The sequence below is a fragment of the Streptomyces sp. NEAU-174 genome, assembly GCF_052665095.1.
This window is the reverse complement of record NZ_JBQTCE010000014.1, coordinates 45,899-68,527: the sequence shown is the minus strand read 5'-3', so window position 1 is coordinate 68,527 and position 22,629 is coordinate 45,899. Positions and strand designations below refer to the sequence as shown.

Below are 22,629 nucleotides of genomic sequence, written 5' to 3'. Positions count from 1 at the left end.
ATGGCTCAGCGGGGTGCGGCGGGTGCCGCGTCGGTGGCGCTTCCGGGGAGGCTCGCCGGGCCCCGGGCGGGCAGGGCGAGCAGTGGCACGGCGAGGCAGGCGGCGGTGGCGGCCAGCGCCAGGCCCGTCCGTGCGCCGCCGTCCGGGCCCGTCAGCCTCCAGGCCGCCGTGGCCAGTGCCGGGCCGAGCGTGAAGCCGAGGCTGCGGGCGAGCTGAACCGTGGAGCCGACCGTGGCGGCGCGGCCCGGCGGAGCGGCGCCCATGACCAGAGCCTGGGTGGGTCCTCCGGTCAGCCCCATGCCGAGTCCGGCCAGGACCAGCCGCCAGGCCACCTCGGGCGGGGACCAGCCTGCGCCCGGCAGGACGAGCAGCAGCAGTCCGGTGGCGGTCAGGGCGGCGCCGGTGACCGCGACGGGCCTGGCACCGCAGCGGTCGGCGAGCCGTCCGCCGAGGGGGCCCGCCAGCCCCATGCCGAGGGGGAAGGCGAGCACGGTCAGGCCCGTGGTGGTCGCGCTGACGTCCTCGTCGCGCTGGAGGCGCAGGGCGACCACGTAGTGCATGGCGGCGAAGCCCACCGCCAGCGCCAGCACCGCGCCGTGCACCCGCAGCAGCCCCGCGGCCCGCAGCAGACCGGTCACCGGACGGCCGCCCGGGCCCCGCAGCCACCACCACAGCGGCGGTACGGCGACGAGGGCGAGCCAGGCAGGCGCGACGGAACCCAGGGTCAGGGACAGCAGCAGGATCGTTACTCCGGTGGCCACCAGGGCCGCATCGGCGAGGGAGCGCCGGCCAGGACCGCGCAGGCGCCCGCCCCGGGGCATCGCCCGCCACACCACCGCCAGCGCCACCAGGCAGAGCGGGATCTTGACCAGGAAGATCCAGCGCCAGCCCAGATGGTCCAGGAGCAGCCCTCCGGCCGCCGGTCCGACGACGGCGCCCAGGGGGCCGAGGGTCGCCGGCACGCTCATCGCGCGCCCGCGCAGCTCCGGCCGCACGGAGCGGACCGCCAGCACCGGCATCAGCACGAACAGCACGGCGCCGCACGCGCCCTGTCCGATCCGGGCGGCGATCAGCCAGAACGCCCAGGGGGACGCGGCGGCGAGCGCGCCGCACAGCCCGAAGCCGGCGGTCGCGGCCAGCAGCGCGGGGCGGACACCCATGTCGTCGAGCCAGTGGCCGACGGGCAACAGCAGGGCGACGACGGGGAGTTGATAGCCCAGGACCGCCCACTGCGCCGTCGCGGCCGACACCCCCAGGCCCTCGGAGATGTCCGCGAGCGCCACGTTCACGATGTTCATGTCGAGCATCGCCACGAACGACAGGACGCCCGCCACGGACACCAGGAGCCAGCGGTCGTGGACTTCGGGTACGTCCCCGGGCCGCTCCGGTGCGTCCCCGCGCCGCTCCGCGCCGGAAGCGTCGTCCGTCATGCGCCCTCCCGGTGGTCGAAGGCGATCAGCGGGTCCCCGGTCAGCGGGTGCTCGACCACGGCCGCGCGCACGCCGAACACCTCGGCCAGCAAAGCCGGTCGCAGCACGTCGCGGGGTGCGCCGGAGGCGACCACGCGGCCCTCGTGCAGGACGTGGAGCCGGTCGCACACCGAAGCGGCGGCGTTGAGGTCATGCAGCGAGACCAGGGTCGTACGGCGGCGGCCGCGCAGCAGGGCGAGCAGTTCGACCTGGTGGCGGATGTCGAGGTGGTTCGTCGGCTCGTCCAGGACCAGGACGTCCGCCGCCTGTGCGAACGCGCGGGCCAGCAGCACGCGTTGGCGTTCGCCGCCGGACAGCTCGGTGAAGCGGCGGGCGGAATGGTGCGCCATGCCGACATCGGCGAGGGCACGGGCGACCATGTCCCGGTCGTTGGCGTCCTCCCCTGCGAACGCCAGCTTGTAGGGGGTGCGCCCCATGGCGACGACCTCGCGCACGGTCAGCTCGAAGTCCTCACCGCGCTCCTGCGGGAGGGCGGCGATGTGCCGGGCCGAGCGGGCGGGGCTCAGCTCGCGGATGTCGGTGCCCTGGAGCAGAACGCGCCCGGAGGCCGGCTTCAGGTGCCGGTACACGGTCCGCAGAAGCGTGGACTTGCCGCTGCCGTTGGGCCCGACCAGGCCGGTGATCTCGCCCGCGGCCGCGATGAGGTGGGCGCCGGCCACCACCGTGCGTCCGGCGTACGCGACATTCAGGTCCTCGATGTCGATCCGCAACCGGCGCTCCCCCGGTCCGTCCCCGGCTCCCACTTCCTCGGGCAGCACCGCGTCTCCCGCCCTCCGTACGTTCCTCAACTCCCGCTCCCCAACCGCCGGTCCAGCAGATACAGCAGCGCCGGAGCGCCGATCAGCGAGGTGACGACCCCGACCGGCAGTTCCTGCGCCTCCATGGCCGTGCGGCACACGAGGTCGACCACCACCAGCAGCAGCGCGCCGAAGAGCGCCGACAGCGGCAGCAGGCGACGGTGGTCACCGCCGACGACCAGACGGCAGACGTGGGGGACCATGAGCGCGACGAAGGCGATGGCCCCGGAGACCGCGACGAGGACGCCGGTGAGCAGGCTGGTGACGGCGAACAGCTCACGGCGCAGCCGTACGACGTCGATGCCGAGCCCGGCGGCCGTCTCATCTCCCATCAGCAGCGCGTTGAGCCCTCGGGCCCTGGCCTGGAGCAGCAGCAGGACCGCCGGAACCGCCACCGCCGGGGCGGCCAGCAGGGGCCAGCTCGCGCCGCCCAGGCTGCCCATGAGCCAGAACAGCACGCTGTGCGTCTGCTGCTCGTCCCCGGCCTGGAGGACGAGGTAGCTGGTGAAGCCGGACAGGAACTGTCCGATGGCCACCCCGGCGAGCACCAGTCTGAGCGGCGCGAATCCCCCGCCGCGCCGGGCCACCGCCCAGACGAGGGCGAAGGTGGCCAGGGCTCCCGCGAACGCGGCAGCGGACAGGCCGAGCCCCAGGGCGCCCCCGGTGCCGAGGCCGAGCACGATGGCGGCGACGGCGCCGAGTGAGGCGCCGTTGGAGACGCCCAGGAAGTACGGGTCGGCCAGCGGGTTGCGGACGAGAGCCTGCATCGCCGTACCGACCAGTCCGAGTCCGGCGCCCACCAGCGCGGCCAGCAGGGCGCGAGGAAGGCGCAGTTGCCAGACGATCAGGTCATTCGTGCCGGGCCTGGGGGCATGACCGGTCAGCCTGCGCCAGACCACGCTCCACACCTCGCCCGGCGGGATCGACGTGGAGCCCCAGGCGACCGCCGCCGTGAGGGCCGCGAGCAGCGCGACCGCGAGGAGCAGCGCCGACGGCCCGGCGGGCACCGAACGCCGCGTGCGCGCGGCGGCGTCGGCGGCGCCGTCGTCGGTGCCCTTCCCGCTCACCGTGACATCGAGCACGGTCAGCCGACCTTGCCCGGGTAGAGGGTCTTGGCGATCTTCTGGACGGTGTCGGCGTTCTCGACGCCGGCGATGGTGGTCTGCTCGGAGCCGATGCGCAGGAAGTGGCCTTCCTTGACGGCCTTCAGGCCCTTGGTGGCGGAGTTCGACTCGAGCCACGTCCGCGCCTCGTCGAACGCCTTCTCGTTCGCCGCCTCGCTGCCCCGGTCCCGGACGCCCAGCTGAATCCAGTCCGGGTTCCTGGAGATGACATCCTCCCAGCCGACCTGCTGGTAGTCGCCGTCGCAGTCGGCGAAGACATTGCGGGCACCGGCCAGAGTGATCACCGCGTTGGCGAGCTGCCTCCCGCATACGGCGATGGGCTGCTTGGTACCGGCGTCGTAGTCGAAGAAGAAGTACGTCGGCCGCTCGTCCTCCGCCGTCCCGCCGACCGCCTTCTGGACGGCGCCCACCTTCTTCTTCATGCCGTCGACGAGTTCCTTCGCCTTCGCGCTCGTGCCGGTGACCGCGCCGAGGGAGGTGATGTCGGCCTCCACCGCGGACAACCCGGTCAGCGCGCGCTTCTTCCGCGCCGCACAGGCGGTGGACTTGAGGTAGATGTGCTTGATCCCGGCCGCCTCGTACTCCTCCTCCGTCGGAGCGTCGCCCATGCCGCCGCCCATGTTCATCGAGGCGAAGGTGTCGATGTACACATCCGCGCCGGAACCGAGGAGCTTCTCCTTCGGGATCACGGATCGGGCGAGCACCTTCACCTTCCGCGCCCGCGCGCCGAGTTCACCGGGCAGCGTGCCCTTGCCGGGCGGAAAACCGGTGCCGATCACCTTGTCACCGGCGCCCAGGCGGAGCAGCAGCTCCAGACTGGAGGCGTTACTGGTGACGATCCTCTCGGGTGCCTTCGAGAACGTGGTCTCGGCGCCCGCGCAGTCGGTGACGGTGACGGGGTAGCCGCCGGTGGCGGGCTGCTCGGCGCCGGCGCCCGCCGTGTCGCCGTCCCCACTGCCGTCTCCGTCGCCACAGCCCGCCACGAGGAGGCCGCCCAGCACGACGGCCGTCGCACCCCACCACACACGAGAACGCATCGAAACTCCTGGATCCGCTTGCCACAGGGGGAGGGAACGTCACCCCGGTCCAGTAGTCGTGGCGGATATGGCATCGGTTCCCGCCCGTTGGGAGGCATGCGCATGCCTCCCCGAGGCGGAACAGCCAGTTGAGAGCTTGATCAATACGTCCCGGCGCGCGAGAGCGCCGGAGGTGAGCGGCCGGTACGGCGGGTGGGCGGTACGGCGGGTGGCCGACCGAATCGGGCGGTCGGCCACGCGGACGGCGTGTTCAGCCCTCCGAGGGAGTGCCCCAGCCCGGTACCGGGTCACCGACATCGTGCGCGGCGAAGAAATCCGCGACTTCGGCGGCTTCTTCCGCGTCCGGCTGATCGTTGGTGCACTCGGGGCCGGCCCAGGCGCCGGACATCACCTTGGAGCAGACGCTGCCCGGTCCGAGGTCGCTGAGCGACAGAATGTGTCCCAGTTCATGCACGGCGATACGGGACGGCTTGTACTTCTGGGCATCCCCGGTTTCGAGGTAGACCCAGCCCCTGCCCAAACCATTGACAAAGGCGTGGGAACCGGTTCCGTTCGCGGTCGTGTATTCCTTGACCCGTAAAGCCGCCGGGGTGTCCTGCTCGACGAACCTGATTCCCGGAACGGCCTTGTTCCATATGCCCATCGCATCCCGGACCGAATCCGCATAGGATCCGGCCAGCAGGAGGTCGATCGGAATGACTTCCGGCTCGGACTCCACCGCATTCGCCGGAGCACCGGCACCCACCACGACGGCACCGGCGCATACCACGGCCGCCATCAGATTCATCGCTCGTCTCTGCACTGCCACGATCTCCATCACGCCTATGGGCTTCCGTTGACGTCGCGCACGGAAAACAGGAAGCAACCCGCTGGATTTTCACGGCCGTTCCCGTGCGCGCACGAGCAGGAATCTACTGGAGAGGTTCCGCGGCAGCTACCACGAAAAAATATCCGCAATCCGAAAAATACTTATAAGAGATGGTGAGCCGGACCCGTTTCCGGGTCCGGCACCCGAACCTCCGGCGACCCCCGTACGGCTCCGTGGCCTGGCGGCACGCCCTGCCCGGCAGCCGGCCGGTGGTCAGCTGCCGGTGGACCGGACGGTGCTCATGATCTTCTTGATCTGGGCATCCGTCAGCGCCTTCGGAACACCCTGGTCCGCGTAGATCACCCAGCCGTGCATCGTCCCGTCCGGGAGCTTCTGCGCGATGCTGTGCACGACGGCCTTCGGCGGAACGCAGGAGCTCGGCCGGTTGGTGACGGTGACCTGGGCGGTCGCGGTGTAGCCGTCAATACCCCCCTGCTTCCACGGCTTGGGCTCGCTGACCTTGATCTTGGGCTTGTGGTCCGCGCCGCCGTACGCGGCGAAGCCCCAGTTCCCCGCCCAGTTGCGGGCGTTCTCCTGGAGCGAGCCGTCCTTGCCGCCGCCCGTGGTGCCCACGGTGGCGAGCTGCCCCTTGCCCGCCTCGCCGACGGCCTTGGGGTTGGGGCTCGACGCGCAGCCGCCCTCACGGTAGTTGCCGGCCGCGGTCATGACGACGATCGGCTGACCGTTCTCGTCCGTGTAGGAGAGGGCCGTCTCCTCGTCGAGAGTCTTCCACTTCTCGGCCTTGGCGGGCACGTCGTAACGGAAGTGGTGCTTCTGCGAGGTCTGCGTCTGCCACCCCGTGAACAACGGCTGATCGCCCGAGGGGCTCGCCGGGGCCGAGGACTGGGACGACCCCGCGGAAGGCGCCTTCGACTCCGCGGCGCCGGTGTCCTTGTCCGTGGCGCTGCCGGTGTCCTCGTTGCAGCCGCTCAACGCGACGGCCATGCCGATGCCGACGGCCGCGATCAGGGTCTTCTTCATCCGCCGGGACGGTATCGAGGTGGACCGTGGGTGCTGAACAGGGTTCTTGAAGATCTTTGACTGAGACATGATCGGCACTCTAGGCGAGCCGCGACGCCACACATCCCCAGGTGGGCGCCCCACCGCAAGACGGATACGCACTCGTGACACATCACATCGAGCTGAGACGCGCGGCCGGGGCCTCGTAGGGAACGCCGACCTTGGCGGCCAGGCCGGAGATCATCAGCTCCAGGCCGTACTGGAACTCCGCGTCGTGATCGCTGTCGGCCAGATAGGGCGCGGTCGCGGTCAGAATCGGATCACCGGAGGCCGCGATGGCTTCGGTGCGCTGCTGGACCTGATCGCTATCCATGGCGCCCAGATAGATGGCGTAACCCAGTTCGCGCATGATCGAGCCGACCATGAAGGCGGTGTAGCCGCGCAGGACGTGGACCATCTCCTCGGGGGCGAGGCGGAGTTCGTCGAGGCAGGCCAGCGTGGAGCGCATGGCCTCCAGGGCGGCGGGCGACTGCGTGGGCCGGGTCAGCACCAGGGGGAAAGCCTTCGGGTGCCGCTTGGCGGCCGCACGGAAGGCGGCGGCGTGCGCCCGGATCCGCTTCTGCCATGACCCGCCCTCCTCCTCGGGAAAGGCGATACCGGCCAGCAGCGCTTCGGCGACGCCGTCGAGAAGGGCCTCCTTGTTCGGTACGTGGTTGTAGAGCGACATGTTCTCGATGTCGAGCTCCGTGGCCAGCTTGCGCAGGGAGAAGGCGTCGGGGCCATCGCGGTCGATCATCGTCACCGCCGCCGCGACCACCTTCTCGCGGGTCAGGCCGACCCGCCTGCCCCGGCCGGTTCCTCGCGCCGCCATGCGTCACCCTCCCTTGACATCACTTACGCCGCAAGTCTAGCGTTCCGGCCCACAAGACTTGCAGTGCAAGTGTCGCCGTGGGCGATCGCACCGGGGTCACGAGCTGACCGGGGAAGAAGGACTCGACCGATGAAACTCGCCTGGCAGGACACCGACATCCTCGACATGCCCACGCTCGGCACCCCGATCACCACCCTCGACGGCCTCGCGGACATACCCGGCGGCCACGGCACACAGCTCGTGTGGGCCCGCACCCGGGCGGAGGCGCTGCGCACCGAGTTCGCGGCGACCGGCACCCCGGACACCGTCACCACCTGCGACCTGGTGACCCTCCCCTATCCGACGAGATTCGGCCTCTTCCGCGCCTCCCGGGCCATCGCCCCGTTCCTCGCCATCACCAACCGGATGCTCGTCATCCGCTGGACCGAGAGCGACGGGCGCCGGCGGGTGCTGCTGTTCGAGCCGAGCGATGTCCAACTCGGCCGCAACACCCCGTACTTCGCCGCACTGGCCCGTCGCACACCCGGCCCGGTGCGATCCCTGATGGTCACCGAACACGGCACCGTCCTCGGGCATCTGGCCCGGCTCGGCATCGCGCCCGAGGATGTCGACTATCTCCTCTTCGACCATCTGCACACCCAGGATCTGCGCCGGTGGATCGGCACCAGCACACCCCAGCCGGACCTCGGCGACGCTCCGGTCGAGCCGGTGTTCCCCCGCGCCAAGGTGATCGTGCAGCGACATGAGCTGCTGGCCATGTCCGAGCTCCACCCGCTCCAGCGGCCCTGGTACCAGCCCGAGACCTATCGGGATGTGCGTCCCGAGGCCTTCCTCGCCGTCGACGGCTCGCTGCTCCTCGGCCCCGGTGTCGCGGTCATCTCCACCCCCGGCCACGTACTGGGCAACCAGACCCTCCTGCTGAACACCTCCAGCGGCATCTGGGCGTCCAGTGAGAACGCCATCGCCGCCGAGTGTCTGACCCCCGAGCACTCCCGCATGCCCGGCATCGCCCGCTGGGCCCGCGCCTGGCAGCAGGAGGTCGTCCTCAACGCCAACACCATCGAGACGACCGCCGAGCAGTACAACTCGCTCGTCATCGAGAAGACGCTCGTCGACCGCGCCCAGGCCGACCCCCGCTTCCTTCAGTTCTTCCCCTCCAGCGAGCTGACCGCCGCCTGGACCAACCCCGGCACCGGCCCCACCTTCACCCACAAGGCAGTGACTCACCGATGACCACCGTGATCAGCGACGACATCCTCGCGTCCCGCCAGAAGCTGGTCCTGGACCACTTCCACGACGAGGTCCGCCAGGAGTGGGACGACGTCCTGGCCACCTTCCCGCATCCGCGCTACGAGCTGATCCCCACGATGACGGTCCACGACGGCGACGCGGCGGTGCGCGGCTACTACCGCGACAGTCGCCGTGCCTTCCCCGACCAGGACCACGAGATCATCGCCCTGCGCCACTCCGGCGACGCCGTGATCGTCGAATTCTGGCTGCTGGGCACCCACCTCGGCCCGCTGGGCGCGATCCCGCCCACCGGAAACCGCTTCCGAGTGCGCATGACCGCGTACTTCATCTTCGAGGACGACGGAGACGGGGCCGAGAACCTCATCTGCGAGCGGATCTACTTCGACAGCCTCACGCTGCTGAAACAGCTGATCGGCGGCCTGAATCTGCGCATCCCGCGCAACTGGCCCCTGGCCTTCCGCTGTCTGCGCGGACTTCTGAGGGAAGCCGGCGGCACCCCGCACCCCGCCCTCGTCAACACGCCGAAGGCGGACCTGTCGTGAAGGTCCACCACCTCAACTGCGGCACCATGCGCCTGCGCGGCGGACCGAAGCTGGTCTGCCACGTCCTTCTTATCGAGACGGACGTCCAGGGGCTCGTACTCGTCGACTCCGGCTTCGGCCTCATGGACATCGCCACCCGAGGCCGCCGCGTGGGCCCGGCCCGCCACTACACCAAACCGGCCCTGGACCCCGAAGAAACCGCCGCCCGCCAGGTCGAACGGCTCGGCTTCCGGCGCGACGACGTCCGCCACATCGTCCTCACCCACTTCGACGCCGACCACATCGGCGGCCTCGCCGACTTTCCGCACGCCACCGTCCACGTCACCGCGGCCGAGGCACAGGGCGCGATCCACGCCCCCTCCTGGCGCGAACGCCTCCGCTTCCGCCCGGCCCAGTGGGCGCACGGCCCGAGCGTCGTCGAACACAGCCCGGACGGCGAGGCATGGCGCGGGTTCGCCGCCGCCAAGGAGCTCGACTCCGTCGCGCCCGGCATCGTCCTGGTCGCCCTCCCCGGCCACACCCGCGGCCACGCCTGCGTCGCGGTCGACACCGGCACCCGCTGGATCCTGCACGCCGGGGACGCCTTCTACCACCCCGGCACCCTCGACGGCCGCGCCCCCGTGCCCGCGGCCCTCCGCGCCATGGAGGCGGCCGTCGCGTACGACCGGAGACAGGTCCGCGCCAACCACGCCCGCCTCGGCGAGCTGTACCGGCGCGCGGAACCCGACCTGACGATCATCTGCGCCCATGACCCGACGCTGTACGAAAGGATGCGGGCCGGCTGAGGGAAGGGCCCGGGTACCGCCGCACCCGGGTGCGGCGGCTACTCCCTGGGCTACCAGGGCACCAGCTGGTCCTGGTGGTTGAGGAATTTCAGGCCCGGTTCGCCGCTGTGCCGTTCGATCGTGTCCACCACGCCCGGGATGGACTGGTCGATGTTCAACGGCGCGTCGGGCCCGCCCAGTTCGGTGCGGACGTGGCCGGGGCACATGAGCAGCAGCGTGTGCGCGGCTTCGGCGTACCGGGCGGCGTAGCTGCGCATCAGCTGGTTCAGGGCGGACTTGCTGGCGCGGTAGACGTCCTGGCCGCCCTTGGTGTTCATGCCGAGGCTGCCCTGGCGTGAGGACATGACGCCGATGGTCCCGGTCGGGGCGACCAGCGAGCGGAGGGACTCGACCACGCGCATCGGGCTGAGCGCGTTCGTGACCATGACCTCGGTGAACATCTCCGTCGGAACGTCGCCGATCGGAATGTTGCCCCTGGTGATGGCGGCGTTGACGAACAGCAGGTCGAGCGTGCGCTCCGCCAGGCGCTCGCGCAGCGCGGCGATCTCCTCCGGCTTCGTCATGTCCACCGACTCGACCGTGACCCGGCCACCGGACGCCTCGGCCAGGTCGTGGAGGCCGGTGCGCCGCTCGCCCCGGACGGTGCCGATGACGTTCCAGCCGCGGTGCGCGTACTCGGTGGCGAGGCCGAGTCCGAGGGTGCGGGACGCGCCGACGATGAGCGCGGTCCTGGGGGCGTTCACGCCTGGACCGCCGGTTTGAGGACCTCTTCGCACCACTGGCGGAAGGTCGTCGGACTGGCGGTCTCGGGGGTGCGCGGCACGCCCTCGTCGATGCCGTCGTCCTTGGAGCGCATCATGTCGACGTAGCCCTGCACGATGGCGTCGCCGACGCCGCGCCGGGTGAACGCGGCGCGGAGGTCCTCCAGCGACTGCCGCCGGTAGCGGATCGGACGGCCGAGCACCTCGGACATGATGCGCGCCATGTCGTTCGCCGAAAGGTCCTCGGGGCCCAGCACCGGGACCTCGCCCGTCCCCGTCCACGAGCGGTCGAGCAGCAGACCGGCGGCGGCCGCGGCGATGTCTCCGGTGCTGGCCGTCGGTGCCGTGCGGTCGGCGGCGGCGGTGTCGGTGAACACGCCGTCGTCGCGGATCGAGGCCACCTGCCGCAGCAGGTTGTCCATGAAGCTGGGGCAGGCGAGCGCCCGGTAGGCCACGCCCGTCCCCGCGATGAGGTCGTCCATGGCCAACGACGCCGTCACATGCCCGGCGCGGCCGGCGGCGGGAGTGCCGCGGCCGAGCGCCGAGACGCCGACGACGTGTCCGACCCCGTGGACGGTGAACGCCTTCGCGGCGGCGCGGGTGAACCCGGAGTAGGCGTCGTCCAGACTCGGTGCCTGGGGGTGCGGCGGGGCCAGCCAGAAGACGGCGTCCGCGCCGGCGAAGGCCCGGTCGACGACCTCGGCGTCACCGTGCGATCCGGTGACGACGTCGACGCGGTCGCGGACGGCGTCGGGGAGTTTCCCCGGGTCGCGCACGATGACACGCAGCTCTTCGCCGCGCTCGGGGGCCTCGTTGAGCAGGATTCCCAGGACCCGGCCGCCGATCTGGCCGGTGGGAGCGGTAATCACGATCATGTGATGAGTCTCGGCGCGGGCGACCCGTAGCGTCCAATACCTTCTCCGGCGATTGATACCTTAAGGGCATGGATCTCGATCTGCGCAAGCTCCGCTATTTCGCCGCGGTGGCCGAGCACCGCCACTTCGGCCGGGCCGCGGAGCAGCTTTTCATCGCCCAGCCGGTCCTCAGCCGCCAGATCAAGGCGTTCGAGCGGGAGTTGGAGTGCGCCCTGCTCATACGGACCACCCGCAGCGTGGAGCTGACCCCCGCCGGGAAGCAGCTCCACGAGGAGGCGCAGCGGATCCTCGGGGCGGTCGACGCGGCGGTGCGGCGCGTACACGACGCCGAGCGGGGCGCCCAGCGCCTCGTTGTCGCCTTCTCCCCCGGGCTGCATGTGTCGGCCGCGATCCGGGCCTTCACCTCGCGCCACCCGGACGTCGAGACCGACGTCGTCCCGGCCCACTGGTGGCAGGCGGACGCGCCGCTCCGGGACGGCCGGGCCCAGGTCGCATACCTGCGACAGCCCTTCGACGACTCGGGGTTGCGCACCATCCCCATCGGCCACGAGCCCAGGGTCGCCTGCATGCCCGCGACGCATCCGCTGGCGCGCCGCGAGAAGCTCACCTGCGCCGACCTGGACGGCGAGAAGATGATCACCGCGACGACACGGCCGATGTCCTCCATCGAGGAGAAGTTCGAGCTCATCGCCGCCGGGCACGGCATCGCGCTCATCTCCATCAGCGCCGCGCGCTCCTACTCCCGCCCCGGCCTTGTCCACCTTCCCGTCACGGACGCCCCGGGGGCCGAGACCTGTCTGGCCGTCGCCGCGGACCGGCGCGAGAACCAACTGCTGCGCGACTTCCTGGAGATCGCCACCACGACGCTGCGGCGCGCCTGAGCGGCCGGCGGTACGAACCGGCCGGAGATCGAAGTGTTCGGCACGGTCAGCAACCCATGGGGCCCACCCCAAAGGTCTGCGATCCGCTGCCCCGGCTGGTGTGCGCCGCTGTCATCCGCGGATCGGGTCAGTGCCGGGGGCTGAGTTCGGTCGCGGGTTCTGGCCGCACGCCGACCGCCGGGGACTTGGCCAACCCTTCGCCTTCTATGTCGACGATGGGCAGGACGCGGTCGATCCAGGCGGGCAGAAACCACGCCCGGCGGCCGAGGAGAGCCAGGACCGCCGGCACGATGGTCATGCGGACGATGAAGGCGTCGAGGGCGACCGCGACCGCGAGACCGAGTCCCAGGGCCGCGATGACGGAGTCGGCGGAGCTCATGAAGCCCGCGAACACGCAGATCATGATGAGGGCCGCGGCTGTGACGACCTTGGCACTGTGCTCGAACCCCGTGACGACGGCCTGACGCGGATCGGCGCCGTGGACGTATGCCTCACGGATGCGGGTGACCAGGAAGACCTGGTAGTCCATGGCCAGGCCGAAGACGATGCCGACGGTGAGGATGGGCATCAGGCTCATGATCGGCCCGGGCTGTTCGACGCCGAACAGGTCCTCCAGCCACCCCCACTGGAAGACGGCGACCACGGCACCGAGCGAGGCCAGGACTGACAGCAGGAAGCCCAGTGCCGCCTTCAACGGCACGAGCAGGGAGCGGAAGACGAGGATCAGGACCAGGAAGGCCAGTCCGACGACGACCAGGAGGTAGGGCATCAGGGCGGCGCTGAACTTGTCGGAGACGTCGATGTTCAGCGCGGCGGTGCCGGTGACCATGCTCTGGGCGCCGATGGAGCGCTCCGTGGTCGTTGCCAGGGAGCGGATGTTGGCGACGAGGTCCTTGGTCGCGTCGTCGGACGGCGCGCTGTCGGGGATGACGGTGATGATGGCCGTGTCACCGGAGGTGTTGAACACGGCGGGGGTCGCCACGGCCACGTCGTCCAGTTCGCGGATCTTCGAGCCCATGGTGGCGGCGGCTTTTTTGGCGGTGGCCGCGGCTTGGTCGGTGACGACCACGGTCAGGGGGCCGTTGAAGCCCTTTCCGAAGGACTGCGCGAGCATGTCGTATGCCTTGCGCTGGGTGGTGGACGGCGGCTTGGAGCCGTCGTCGGGCAGTCCGAGTTCCAGCCCGGTGACCGGGAGCGCCACCACGATCAGTGCCGCCACAGCGGGGACGAGAACCCGCACCGGTCGGCGCACCACCGCCGTGACCCACCGTCGGCCGAACCGCGCCCTGGTCTCACGGCTGTCGCGGCCCTCCGCGCGGTCGCGGGAACGTCCGCGGACGCGTTCGGGGGCGAAGGCGAGCATGGCCGGGATCAGCGTGATGGCGACGAGGACGGCGACGGCGACGGCTCCGGCGGCGGTGATGCCCATGGCGGTCAGCACCGGGAGGTTGACCACGGCCAGGCCGACGAGGGCGATCATGACGGTGAGGCCGGCGAAGACGACGGCCGACCCCGCGGTGCCGTTCGCCCGGCCCGCTGCCTCGCGGGCGTCGTGGCCCGCGGCACGTTCGGAGCGGTAGCGGGAGACGATGAACAGCGCGTAGTCGATCCCGACCGCGATGCCCAGCATCGAGGCGAGTGCCGACGTGCTGCTGTTGAGATCGAAGACGGAGCTCAGCGCTGTGATCGCGGAGAGGCTGATGCCCACTCCGACCACGGCCGTCAGCAGCGGAAGACCCGCGGCGATCAATGAGCCGAGGGTGATGAGGAGGATGACCGCCGCCAGAGCGAAGCCGATGGCTTCGGCCGAGCTGCCTTCCTCTTCCGTGGCGACCGCGTTGCCGGAGGCTTCGACCGTCAGCCCGGTCTTCCTGCCCTCGCTCAGAGCGTCGTCGAATCGCTCATGGTCACGATCGGTGAGCTCCGCGGCCGTGATCCGGTACGTGACCGTGGTGTAGGCGGTCGCACCGTCCTTACTGATGGTTCCGCTCTTGAAGGGGTCGCTGACGGTGCTGACCCGGGAAGAGGAGGCCGCCAGGTTCTTCAGGGTCGTGGCCACCGAGGCATGGTTGCCCTTGCTCGTGATCTTTTCCCCGTGCGGGGCCCGCAGCACCACGCGGGCGGTGGCGCCGCTCGCGTTGACCTCGGGGAATTTGTCGCCCAGCAGGTCGTTCGCGCGTTGTGACTCGGTGCCGGGCAGGGTGATGGCGGACGACGAACCGCTGGTGGTCTGCGCGGCGGCGCCGCCCACCGCGGCAACGACGATGCCCCAGAAGAGAAGCACCAGCCAGCGCCGCTTGAAAGCGGTCCGACCGATCCAGTGCAAGAAGGTGGCCATGAGGGTGCGGAGAACTTTCTACTTATGCGATGTTGGGACGGGAAGTCGGGACAGGGCAGTGCCGCACACGCCGCTTCCTGGGACGGCGCGCTGGTCACAGGCCGACCCTTGATGGATGTCGCCGACCGCCCGCGATCACCATCGTCGGCCCGGCGCCCGGGGCGGCACGTCAGCCCTACGTACCGGGTGGGCGCGCGGCTGTCGGTCGTTCGGCCGACAGCCGCGCGCCCATCCGTCCTCCTACGCTGAGCATCGTGGATCGACATCTTCCGCGTACTCCGCACGTCAGACGGCTGATCACCGTCAGCGGCCTGTTCGCGTTCGCTCTTACCTGGCTGGCGGACATCGCCGTGGTCACGAGCGCTTCCATGACGTCCGGAACCGCCTGGCTGCCCGTCGTGGCCACCGGCCCCCTGATCGCCCTGGCTGTCGCCGAGACCCCCTGGTCGCCGTCGCTGGGCACGTGCGTCGCCGTCGCGGTCTCACCGTCCTTGGCGCTGACCGCTTGGAGCCTGATCGCGCAGAGCACCATGGCGTGGTGGGGAGCACTGGAGACATTGGGCCTGCTGTGCATGGCCCTGCGCACCTCAGCCCAACCCGGCCGACCGGCCGCCGCGGTGGCGGAAACCGTCCTGATCAGCGTGACCGTACTTCTGCTTCCCCTGCGGGCCGGGTCGTGGCAGGCGTTCACCGGCGGCGGCTATGTGCTGACCGTCGCCCTCGCCATCTTCATCACGCTCGGCTATACCATCCGAGCCCTGGAAGCGCGGAGAGAGCGTACGGCCCGCGAGGTCCGCTACGGGGAGCGCCTCGCCCTGGCCCGCGATCTGCACGATCTCATCGCCCATCACATGACCGGCATCATCGTGCAGGCCAACGCCGCCTTGTCCATCCAGGCCGCCGCACCGGACAAGATCGAGCCTATTCTGCACAACATCGCCCGGACCGGTGCCGAGACCCTGGAATCCACGCGCCGTCTGGTCCGCGTCCTGCGCGAGGAGAGCAACACGTCATTGCGGCCCGGCGACTTGCTCACCGATCTCGGTGAACTCGTGTCCGCCCACTGCGCCGCCGCGTCGCCCGGCTCCGGGCCCACCGAAGCCGAGACGGCACGCCTCGAAGCGACAGCGGCAGCGCGGGTGGTCCGACTGAGCCCCGAAATGGAGACCTCCGCCCACCGCGTGGTCCAGGAAGCCCTGACCAACGTACGCCGCCACGCATCGAACGCGCACACCGTCGTCCGCCTGGATGCCGACACCGAGCGGCTGCGCGTGACCGTCACCAACACTCCACCTCACCGCAGGGCGCTCACGCCGGCCGGGGGCCGGGGCGGCTTCGGCCTGCTCGGGCTCCGAGAACGCGTCGAGGCCCTCGACGGCACCCTGCGCGCCGGGCCGCTGCCCGACGGCGGCTGGGAAGTCTCCGCCGCCCTCCCGCTCGCACCGTCATGACCCCGGGCCGAGCCCTGCCGGAGCCGGGCTCCGACGAAGCGACCTGGGCCGTCTCGACGCAGCCCAGCCCCGTGATGACAGGAACGGTCAGTGCACGAACCCCAGATTGACGTCGTCATCGCCGACGACCAGGAACTGGTACGGATGGGATTCAGCCTGATCCTTGGTGTGCAGCCAGGAATCACGGTGGTCGGTGAGGCGGCAGACGGTGTGGAGTGCATCGAACTCGCGCGTCGTCTGCGTCCCCGGGTCGTGCTGGTCGACATTCGTATGCCGCGGCTGGACGGGCTGGAGGTTGTGCGACAGCTGGCCGGTCCCGGCGTGGCCGACCCGATGAACGTCGTCGTGATCACCACATTCGACCAGGACGACTATGTGCGAACCGCACTGCGCAACGGCGCATGCGGTTTCCTGCTCAAGGACGCCTCTCCCGCCCTTCTGGTGGAAGCGGTCCAGGCGGCAGCGCGGGGAGACGCCCTCGTCTCCCCCGCGGTCACCGTGCGGCTCCTGCGGAAGCTGGAAGCGACGGAACGCGGGACGGCGCAGGCGCCCGCGGCGTCCGATGACGCCGGCCTCAGCGAACGGGAGCGGGACATCGTCCGGCTGGTGGCCGTGGGCCGCACGAACCAGGAGATCGGCAATGAGCTGTTCCTGTCGCTGTCGACGGTGAAAACATACCTGGCACGCATCCAGGCCAAGCTCAACGCCCGCAACCGGGTCGAGATAGCGGCCTGGGCCTGGGAACACGGAGCAGTCCGCAGAAGCCGATGAGACGGCCGGCGGCCGCCCGGGCCCTGAGGACGGCCCACGGCCGCAGCGGCCTGAAAGCAGGCTGCATCCTGCACAGCGAGCCCTTCCGAGGCGAGCTGCCACACGACCAGGTAAAACACCCACACTGGGGGGCACTTACAAAAAAGTAGGTACTTGTCCACGGGAAGGAACTGCATGTTCCCTCGGTTCTGGCGTAGGCAACCGGCCTAGCCGTCAAGCCCCGTCCCGACTCCGGGCGCACGAGCCTTGGAAACGTCGTCCTACTTCGAGGAGCATTCACGTGCCTGCCAGCAGCGCTGCCACCGACCGCGCGGCTCAGACCCTGTCCCGCCCGTTCACCCTGCGCGGGCTCACCGTCCCGAACCGGATCGTCATGGCGCCGATGACGCGCGACTTCTCGCCGGGCGGCGTCCCCGGTGCCGATGTGGCGCGGTACTACGCGCGCCGGGCGGCCGGCGGGGTCGGGCTGATCGTCACCGAGGGAACGTACATCCGTCACGACGCGGCGGGGGACAGCGTCACGGCGCCGCTGTTCCACGGCGAGGACGCCCTGGCGGGCTGGAAGAACGTGGTGGCGGAGGTGCACCGCGCGGGCGGCCGGATCTTGGCGCAGATCTGCCACGTCGGGGTGCAGCGCCCCGAGGGCGCGGGCCCGTTCCCCGACGCCCCGACGGTCGGCCCGTCGGGTATCGGGCTGGACGGCGCCCCGGCCGGTAAGGCCATGACCCAGGACGACCTGGACGCGGTGATCGCCGCCTTCGCCGAGGCCGCCGCCGCGGCCGAGCGCACCGGCTTCGACGGCGTCGAAGTGCACGGCGCCCATGGCCTTCTGATCGACCAGTTCCTGTGGGAGCGCACCAACCGCCGCACCGACGGCTACGGCGGTGACCCGGTCGCCCGTACCCGGTTCGCCGCCGAGATCGTGGCCGCCTGCCGGAAGGCCGTCTCCGCCGACTTCCCGATCGTCTTCCGCACCTCGCAGTGGAAGGTGGGCAACTACGACGCGCGGCTGGCCACCACCCCGCAGGAGCTGGAGGCGGTCCTCATCCCGCTCGCGGAGGCCGGGGTGGACGCCTTCCACTCCTCCACCCGCCGGTACTGGGTGCCGGAGTTCGAGGACTCGGACCTGAATCTCGCGGGCTGGACCAAGAAGCTCACCGGCAAGCCCACCATCAGCGTCGGCTCCGTCGGCCTGGACAAGGCGTTCAAGCCGGGGTTCGAGAGCGGGAGCCGGACCGGGGTGGCGGGCATCCAGAACCTGCTGGACCGGCTGGAGCGGGACGAGTTCGACTTGATCGCGGTCGGCCGGGCCCTGATCGCCGACCCGGAGTGGGCTCGCAAGGTCCTCACCGGGGACACGGAGGCGCTGATCCCGTTCACCGTCGACCAGGTCGCCACCCTGCACTGACGCCGAAGCGGATTGATGTAGGTGGCGGACGGAAGGATATGTCCAGATGACTGAGCGTGGGTTCTACTGCGGATTGGACGCCGCACTGTCCGTCGTCGGGGGCAGGTGGAAGTTTCTGGTGCTGTGGCAGCTCGCCATGCACGGTCCCCAGCGGTTCGGCCAGCTGCGCCGCCTTGTCGACGGCGTTACCGAGAAAGTGCTGATCGGTGCGCTCAAAGACCTTGAGGCAGACCGCATTGTCGTCCGCAAGGACTTCCAGGAGCTTCCCCCTCACGTCGAATACTCCCTGACGCCGTACGGCTCCAGCCTGGCTGAAGCGCTGCGCCCGCTGTGCGAATGGGGATACGCCCACATGGATCGGATCGGGGCGTTGGTGAGCCAACCCGTCAGATCCTGATCGATGGATAACGTTGTCCGCCTCTCCCCAGTTGAGGGTGAGGCGGATCACGTCTGGCGGAGGCCAGGTGGTCGCGGCTCGTGCGAATGGGTGCCGAGGGTGGGACGACCTGTCGTTTCACGAGACCCGAAGCATCAGCCTGATCCATTGCGTGAAATGTGTGTACAGATGTTAACGCGGTGTTTCCGAGGGAAGTTTGCGCCGCACCGCCGGGCAATGGTTACGATCACGGCATGGTTACGGCTTGGTTGCGCTCGGGCATGCCGCGGCCCCGCTCCGCGGGGCCGTTGCGTCTGCTGTGGCTGGCCGTGCTGGTGCTCGGCGTCCTGGTCACGCACGGCGCGAGCGCGGAGAGCGCCCAGGGGCACGCAGGGGTCGGTGCAACCGCGCCCGCACACGCGTCCGCCGTGATGCAGGAAGGTCACACGAGCGGGTCCGGAGGGGGCGGCGCTGTCGCGAGCGCGTCGCCTGACGCTGCGGCAGCCGACGGCCAGCACGAGGGTGACGGCCCGCCCCACCCGGCTGAAGGCTGCGTCTCCGGCCAGCCCCAGCAGGACCTGTATCTGGCCGCTCCAAGTCTGTCCACACGGGGCCGTGTGCCAACGACGCACCCGTTTGCATGGGGGAAGCCCGACCCCTTCCGGTCGAAGCCGACCGTTCCTTCGCTGACGGATTCGGGAGTCTCCATGGTGCAGCAGGTCTAGATTCCGGCGTCCCCGACTGGCCGCCACTCTCCCGAGAGATGACAGCCCGCCCTGCGGGACGGGTCGGCCACATGGGGTCAAATCCCGGCTCCCTGGACGTCCGTGGCCACGCTTCCTCGCGTTGAACGGACCGCTCCTCGGCGCCTGCCTGCTCGGATGCCTGCTGATCCCGATCCGCCGCTCACCCCACGCCGTGGGAGCGGCGGCCGCTCCCCGGAGGAACCGTGCCGTTACGCCCCCTTTCTCGCGCTCACATCAGCCGCCCGGCTACCAGGACTCGGCTGCTGCGGCTGCTGGTCCTCGTCCTCGGAGTCTTGCTGCTGTGGGCGCTCGGCTGTTCTGCCTCGCACGCTGACGACAACCACACGCAGGGCCGGCCCTCGGCCTCGGCCGATCTCCCCCCGCTCGCGTCGGCGGCCACCGAGCGTGCGATGCCCCACGGACCGCATCCACACTCCGGTGCGCATTGCGCGCCGCACGTGGTCAGCCAAGCCCCGCCGCAGGCCCGGCAGTTGTTCACGGACACCGCGGCCCCGGCCGTCCTCGCCGGAGCGGCGGCGGGAGTGACCGCCGCCGTGACCGGTCGGCAGTGGGTCGCTCGACACGGAGGAAGCAGACCCCGGATACGGCGTTCAGGACGCACCACTCTTACCGTCGTCTGCCGGTGGCGGATCTAGACGGGCCTTCGCGGCCATCGACACGGGCCGCGCGTGCTGCCACCAGGTCATCGAGGCGGATGCCTCTTCCTGGACCGGACGGCGCGCCCGACGAAACCCCGTCACACCACCGATGAGAGCGGAAGATGAACCCGCAGACCACAACCGAGATCACACTTCCCGCCCGCTCGGCCCTGTCCGGGCTCGTGGGCAACACCCCGGTTCTCCGGATCTCCGATCCCCTCACCCCCGCTGACCGGGGGTTCTGGGCGAAGCTGGAGGGTTTCAACCCCGGCGGGATCAAGGACCGGCCCGGCCTGTACATGGTCGAGCGGGCCCGCGCCCGTGGTGATCTGCGCCCCGGCGCCAGGATCATCGAATCCACCAGCGGCACCCTCGGCCTGGGACTGGCTCTGGCCGGCATGGTCTACCGCCACCCCGTCACCCTGGTCACCGACCCAGGGTTGGAGCGGTCCATGACCCAGCTGCTGACCACCTACGGAGCCCAGGTCGACGTCGTCTCCGAACCCCACCCCACCGGCGGCTGGCAGCAGGCGCGGCGCGAGCGAGTGGCTCAGCTCATGGCGCAGCACCCCGGCTCGTGGTGCCCCGACCAGTACAACAATCCCGACAACACCACCGCCTACACCCCGCTCGCGCTGGAGCTGGCCTCCGAACTGGGCCATATCGACGTGCTGGTGTGCAGCGTGGGTACCGGCGGCCACTCCGCTGGCGTCTCCCGAGCGTTGCAGGCCCTGTACCCGGAGCTGAAGCTCGTCGGCGTCGACACCATCGGGTCGACCATCTTCGGGCAGCCGGCCCGCACCCGGCTGATGCGCGGCCTGGGTTCAAGCATCTACCCCCGCAACGTCGCCTACGACAATTTCAGCGAGGTGCACTGGGTGGCACCGGCCGAAGCGGTGTGGACCTGCCGCCGGCTCGCCACCTCCCACTACGCCACCGGCGGCTGGAGCGTCGGCGCGGTCGCCCTGGTGGCGGGCTGGCTGGCCCGTACCCTGCCCGCGGACACGAAGATCGCGGCCATCTTCCCCGACGGCCCGCAACGCTATCTCGGCACGGTCTACGACGACGACTACTGCGCCGCCCACGGTCTGCTCGACTCCCCGCCGCCCGTCGAACCGGAGACGATCGGCCGCCTGGACGAAAAGGAAGTCAGCCGCTGGACCCGGTGCACCACCGTGGTCGACCCGCTCACCCTGTCCGACCCGGCGCAGGTGCACGACGCCGCAGAGCTCCCCGGGTTCGACACCCAGGAGGAGGGAGACCGGTGATGGACCGGCAGTCACGTTCCGGGGGAACCTGGGCGCAGATGCGCTCCTACCCGCGCAGCGTCCAGTTGCTGATGGTGAACCAGTTCTCCATCAACCTCGGCTTCTACATGCTGATGCCGTACTTGGCCGCGCACCTGTCCGGCACGGTCGGGCTGGCCGGCTGGGCCGTCGGGCTCGTGCTCGGCATACGCAACTTCAGCCAGCAGGGGATGTTCCTGGTCGGCGGAACCCTGGCCGACCGGCTCGGCTACAAGCCGCTGATCATCGCCGGGCTGATGCTCCGCATCGTCGGCTTCGCGACCCTCGGTCTGGTGGACGCGCTGCCCGCGCTGCTCGCCGCATCCGCGGCGACCGGGCTGGCGGGCGCCCTGTTCAACCCGGCGGTGAGGGCCTATCTGGCGGCGGACGCCGGGGAGCGCAGGGTCGAAGCGTTCGGGCTGTTCAACATCTTCTACCAGGCCGGCATCCTGCTCGGCCCCCTCGTCGGCATGGTGCTCACCGGTGTCGACTTCCGCGTCGCCTGCCTGGTGTCGGCCGGGATCTTCGCGCTGCTGAGCATCGTGCAGCTCCGCAGTCTCCCCGCCCGCCGCGCACATGACGCACCGACCACCAAGGGAAGCGGCCAACAGGACGGCGTGCTGTCCCAGTGGCGCACCATCGTGGCCAACCGGCCGTTCCTGCTGTTCTCGGTCGCCATGATCGGCTTCTATGTCATGCAGTTCCAGGTCTATCTCGCCCTGCCGCTGGAAGTGCGGCGCCTGGGCGGCGACGGAACGTCCGGGACAGCGGCGGTGGCGATGCTCTTCGCTGTCTCGGGCTTGAGCACGATCCTCTTCCAGACCAAGGTGACCGCGTGGTGCAAGGCCCGCATGGAGCCGGGCCGGGCCCTTGCCTGGGGCCTGCTCACCATGGGCGTGGCGTTCGTGCCCCTGCTGGTACCGACGGCCGTGCCCGTGCCGGAGGGCGGCATGGGGCGGTGGCTGCTCGCGGCCGTACCGCCCGCGCTCTCCGCTCTGCTCCTGGCGGTGGGGACGATGATCGCCTACCCGTTCGAGATGGACACCATCGTCCGGCTCTCCGGTGACCGCCTGGTCGCCACCCACTACGGGCTCTACAACACCATCTGCGGCGTCGGCATCACGCTCGGGAACCTGCTGACCGGGGCCTCTCTGGACGCCGCCCGCGCGGCCGGCGTCTCCGCGCTCCCGTGGATCGCGTTCTGCGCACTCGGCCTGGCCTGTGCCGCCGCCCTGTACGGACTGCACCGCACCGGCCGCCTCGCGCCGCCGGTGCGCGAGACACAGCCCGAGTCGGTGTCTGCCTGACCCATGGTCCCGCGGCAGGGGGGACGAGCTTTCCTTCGTCCTCCC

At 70.4% G+C, this 22,629-nt stretch carries 20 protein-coding genes; 10 read left to right on the top strand and 10 right to left on the bottom strand.

Annotation, left to right across the window (positions count from 1 at the left end; genetic code table 11):
* Positions 1-5: 5 nt before the first annotated feature.
* From ACT2CW_RS34440 to ACT2CW_RS34410, 7 genes are all read right to left on the bottom strand, one after another.
* On the bottom strand, positions 6-1,430 hold the full coding sequence (locus tag ACT2CW_RS34440; RefSeq protein ID WP_445517422.1) for an MFS transporter: 1,425 nt from the start codon (positions 1,428-1,430) through the stop codon (positions 6-8).
* Positions 1,427-2,200 carry an ABC transporter ATP-binding protein gene (locus ACT2CW_RS34435; RefSeq protein ID WP_445517732.1) on the bottom strand — a complete coding sequence of 258 codons (774 nt, stop codon included), beginning with the start codon at positions 2,198-2,200 and terminating at the stop codon, positions 1,427-1,429. Before ACT2CW_RS34435 ends, ACT2CW_RS34440 begins: the two co-directional genes overlap by 4 nt.
* A 74-nt stretch (positions 2,201-2,274) precedes the next feature.
* Complete coding sequence (locus ACT2CW_RS34430) at positions 2,275-3,354, bottom strand: FecCD family ABC transporter permease (protein WP_445517733.1); 1,080 nt, start codon at positions 3,352-3,354, stop codon at positions 2,275-2,277.
* Positions 3,355-3,371: 17 nt separating this feature from the next.
* The gene (locus tag ACT2CW_RS34425; protein ID WP_445517423.1) at positions 3,372-4,448 is read right to left on the bottom strand and encodes an ABC transporter substrate-binding protein; all 1,077 of its coding nucleotides are present in this window, start codon (positions 4,446-4,448) and stop codon (positions 3,372-3,374) included.
* Positions 4,449-4,698: 250 nt separating this feature from the next.
* On the bottom strand, positions 4,699-5,265 hold the full coding sequence (locus ACT2CW_RS34420) for a snapalysin family zinc-dependent metalloprotease (protein ID WP_432047873.1): 567 nt from the start codon (positions 5,263-5,265) through the stop codon (positions 4,699-4,701).
* A gap of 264 nt (positions 5,266-5,529) precedes the next feature.
* Positions 5,530-6,366, bottom strand: coding sequence for a hypothetical protein (locus tag ACT2CW_RS34415; RefSeq protein WP_445517424.1), 837 nt, complete (start codon positions 6,364-6,366; stop codon positions 5,530-5,532).
* Positions 6,367-6,448: 82 nt separating this feature from the next.
* Positions 6,449-7,147 (bottom strand): TetR/AcrR family transcriptional regulator C-terminal domain-containing protein, encoded by a 699-nt coding sequence (locus ACT2CW_RS34410; protein ID WP_445517425.1) that lies wholly within the window; start codon positions 7,145-7,147, stop codon positions 6,449-6,451.
* A gap of 129 nt (positions 7,148-7,276) precedes the next feature.
* Between ACT2CW_RS34410 and ACT2CW_RS34405 the strand changes: the two genes are divergently transcribed.
* The 3 genes from ACT2CW_RS34405 to ACT2CW_RS34395 are packed head-to-tail and all read left to right on the top strand — an operon-like array spanning position 7,277 to position 9,725.
* Positions 7,277-8,380, top strand: a complete 1,104-nt coding sequence (locus ACT2CW_RS34405) for a hypothetical protein (RefSeq protein ID WP_445517426.1) — start codon at positions 7,277-7,279, stop codon at positions 8,378-8,380.
* Positions 8,377-8,940, top strand: a complete 564-nt coding sequence (locus ACT2CW_RS34400; protein WP_445517427.1) for an ester cyclase — start codon at positions 8,377-8,379, stop codon at positions 8,938-8,940. Before ACT2CW_RS34405 ends, ACT2CW_RS34400 begins: the two co-directional genes overlap by 4 nt.
* Complete coding sequence (locus ACT2CW_RS34395) at positions 8,937-9,725, top strand: MBL fold metallo-hydrolase (RefSeq protein WP_445517428.1); 789 nt, start codon at positions 8,937-8,939, stop codon at positions 9,723-9,725. Before ACT2CW_RS34400 ends, ACT2CW_RS34395 begins: the two co-directional genes overlap by 4 nt.
* 50 nt (positions 9,726-9,775) lie before the next feature.
* Here ACT2CW_RS34395 and ACT2CW_RS34390 read toward each other — a convergent pair whose 3' ends face one another.
* Complete coding sequence (locus ACT2CW_RS34390) at positions 9,776-10,468, bottom strand: SDR family NAD(P)-dependent oxidoreductase (RefSeq protein WP_445517429.1); 693 nt, start codon at positions 10,466-10,468, stop codon at positions 9,776-9,778.
* Positions 10,465-11,361, bottom strand: a complete 897-nt coding sequence (locus ACT2CW_RS34385) for an NAD(P)H-binding protein (protein WP_445517430.1) — start codon at positions 11,359-11,361, stop codon at positions 10,465-10,467. Before ACT2CW_RS34385 ends, ACT2CW_RS34390 begins: the two co-directional genes overlap by 4 nt.
* A 68-nt stretch (positions 11,362-11,429) precedes the next feature.
* Here ACT2CW_RS34385 and ACT2CW_RS34380 point away from each other — a divergent pair, with 68 nt between their 5' ends.
* On the top strand, positions 11,430-12,242 hold the full coding sequence (locus ACT2CW_RS34380) for a LysR family transcriptional regulator (protein WP_445517431.1): 813 nt from the start codon (positions 11,430-11,432) through the stop codon (positions 12,240-12,242).
* 127 nt (positions 12,243-12,369) lie between these two features.
* Here ACT2CW_RS34380 and ACT2CW_RS34375 read toward each other — a convergent pair whose 3' ends face one another.
* Positions 12,370-14,580, bottom strand: coding sequence for an MMPL family transporter (locus tag ACT2CW_RS34375; RefSeq protein ID WP_445517432.1), 2,211 nt, complete (start codon positions 14,578-14,580; stop codon positions 12,370-12,372).
* Positions 14,581-14,834: 254 nt separating this feature from the next.
* Here ACT2CW_RS34375 and ACT2CW_RS34370 point away from each other — a divergent pair, with 254 nt between their 5' ends.
* The 6 genes from ACT2CW_RS34370 to ACT2CW_RS34345 all read left to right on the top strand — a co-directional run bounded on the left by ACT2CW_RS34370 (position 14,835) and on the right by ACT2CW_RS34345 (position 22,584).
* Entirely contained in the window at positions 14,835-16,031 is a 1,197-nt protein-coding gene (locus ACT2CW_RS34370) for a sensor histidine kinase (protein ID WP_445517433.1), read from the top strand.
* Between the two features lie 90 nt (positions 16,032-16,121).
* Positions 16,122-16,802: a response regulator gene (locus tag ACT2CW_RS34365; RefSeq protein ID WP_164422930.1), complete on the top strand. Its 681-nt coding sequence runs from the start codon at positions 16,122-16,124 to the stop codon at positions 16,800-16,802.
* A 280-nt stretch (positions 16,803-17,082) separates the two neighbouring features.
* A complete protein-coding gene (locus tag ACT2CW_RS34360; protein WP_445517434.1) occupies positions 17,083-18,210 on the top strand; it encodes an NADH:flavin oxidoreductase in 1,128 nt (375 codons plus the stop codon).
* 46 nt (positions 18,211-18,256) lie between these two features.
* Positions 18,257-18,607: a winged helix-turn-helix transcriptional regulator gene (locus tag ACT2CW_RS34355; RefSeq protein WP_445517435.1), complete on the top strand. Its 351-nt coding sequence runs from the start codon at positions 18,257-18,259 to the stop codon at positions 18,605-18,607.
* Positions 18,608-20,113: 1,506 nt separating this feature from the next.
* Positions 20,114-21,259, top strand: a complete 1,146-nt coding sequence (locus ACT2CW_RS34350; protein WP_445517436.1) for a PLP-dependent cysteine synthase family protein — start codon at positions 20,114-20,116, stop codon at positions 21,257-21,259.
* Positions 21,259-22,584 (top strand): MFS transporter, encoded by a 1,326-nt coding sequence (locus ACT2CW_RS34345; RefSeq protein WP_445517437.1) that lies wholly within the window; start codon positions 21,259-21,261, stop codon positions 22,582-22,584. Before ACT2CW_RS34350 ends, ACT2CW_RS34345 begins: the two co-directional genes overlap by 1 nt.
* The last annotated feature ends 45 nt before the right edge of the window (positions 22,585-22,629 follow it).

What these genes read in the sequence shown, in the direction of transcription:
- ACT2CW_RS34440 (WP_445517422.1), bottom strand. Translation starts at nt 1,430, where the DNA reads ATGACGGACGACGCTTCCGGCGCGGAGCGGCGCGGGGACGCACCGGAG.
- ACT2CW_RS34425 (WP_445517423.1), bottom strand. Translation starts at nt 4,448, where the DNA reads ATGCGTTCTCGTGTGTGGTGGGGTGCGACGGCCGTCGTGCTGGGCGGC.
- ACT2CW_RS34420 (WP_432047873.1), bottom strand. Translation starts at nt 5,265, where the DNA reads ATGGAGATCGTGGCAGTGCAGAGACGAGCGATGAATCTGATGGCGGCC.
- ACT2CW_RS34415 (WP_445517424.1), bottom strand. Translation starts at nt 6,366, where the DNA reads ATGTCTCAGTCAAAGATCTTCAAGAACCCTGTTCAGCACCCACGGTCC.
- ACT2CW_RS34410 (WP_445517425.1), bottom strand. Translation starts at nt 7,147, where the DNA reads ATGGCGGCGCGAGGAACCGGCCGGGGCAGGCGGGTCGGCCTGACCCGC.
- ACT2CW_RS34405 (WP_445517426.1), top strand. Translation starts at nt 7,277, where the DNA reads ATGAAACTCGCCTGGCAGGACACCGACATCCTCGACATGCCCACGCTC.
- ACT2CW_RS34400 (WP_445517427.1), top strand. Translation starts at nt 8,377, where the DNA reads ATGACCACCGTGATCAGCGACGACATCCTCGCGTCCCGCCAGAAGCTG.
- ACT2CW_RS34385 (WP_445517430.1), bottom strand. Translation starts at nt 11,361, where the DNA reads ATGATCGTGATTACCGCTCCCACCGGCCAGATCGGCGGCCGGGTCCTG.
- ACT2CW_RS34380 (WP_445517431.1), top strand. Translation starts at nt 11,430, where the DNA reads ATGGATCTCGATCTGCGCAAGCTCCGCTATTTCGCCGCGGTGGCCGAG.
- ACT2CW_RS34375 (WP_445517432.1), bottom strand. Translation starts at nt 14,580, where the DNA reads ATGGCCACCTTCTTGCACTGGATCGGTCGGACCGCTTTCAAGCGGCGC.
- ACT2CW_RS34355 (WP_445517435.1), top strand. Translation starts at nt 18,257, where the DNA reads ATGACTGAGCGTGGGTTCTACTGCGGATTGGACGCCGCACTGTCCGTC.
- ACT2CW_RS34350 (WP_445517436.1), top strand. Translation starts at nt 20,114, where the DNA reads ATGAACCCGCAGACCACAACCGAGATCACACTTCCCGCCCGCTCGGCC.
- ACT2CW_RS34345 (WP_445517437.1), top strand. Translation starts at nt 21,259, where the DNA reads ATGGACCGGCAGTCACGTTCCGGGGGAACCTGGGCGCAGATGCGCTCC.